This is a genomic window from Pseudomonas psychrophila HA-4, assembly GCF_000282975.1.
GTDB classification, from domain to species: Bacteria; Pseudomonadota; Gammaproteobacteria; order Pseudomonadales; family Pseudomonadaceae; genus Aquipseudomonas; species Aquipseudomonas psychrophila_A.
Genome location: NZ_ALJC01000035.1, coordinates 1 through 644, shown reverse-complemented (window position 1 = coordinate 644; position 644 = coordinate 1). Strand labels below are relative to the sequence as shown.

The window sequence follows — 644 nt, the reverse complement described above, 5'->3', positions numbered from 1 at the left end:
TTACCTTGGACAATTAAGCGCAGGCCAATTTGGTGAGCGGCTCGGGTGGCACTCATGATGGCCAGCCACGGGCCTTTTAGCGGTTCGCCCGCTTTGCTGCTGAGTAATAGCAATGAAGCGCTCAGGCGTTTTACAAGTGTGTTCCACAGACCCGTGGCGTCACTTGCCAGCGCGCCTAGGCGAGACAGGATGTTGAGCCCTTGCGGTCCCAGCACCTTACTCATTGCGGCCATCGCATTGGCCTGATTTTCAATTGCTAGCGCCGCCATCAGTTCAGCCGCACGGCTGCTGGTATTAACCGCCCCCTCAAGTGTGGGGCTCCAGCCGTAGAACAATTGCCGCAACGCGCCGTCATCCGCGCTGCGCACGTACTCTGCGTATTGCTCAGCCCCAACTTTGCGCAAGCACTGCGCGCTAAGGCAGGCCAAGGCCAGTTCATCCAGCCATTCACGGTGTTCGCTGTCGTGGTAATCCACACACCAAGTGCCGCTGTGGTGTCGCAGCAAGTACACGCCACGGTCGGCATATAGGGCTTCATGTCGGTTCTTCAGGTGATCGAAGTGTGCGGGGGCTGTTGTGTCGAGCCATTGATTCATGGCGGGCAGGTCGATGTATTGTTCAACTTTGTCGCTGGTGTGAGTGTT

1 pseudogene is annotated in these 644 nt (G+C 57.6%); it reads right to left on the bottom strand.

Annotated features, from left to right (window positions below):
- A pseudogene (locus B347_RS24655) lies at positions 1-644 on the bottom strand (hypothetical protein); the annotation flags it as partial.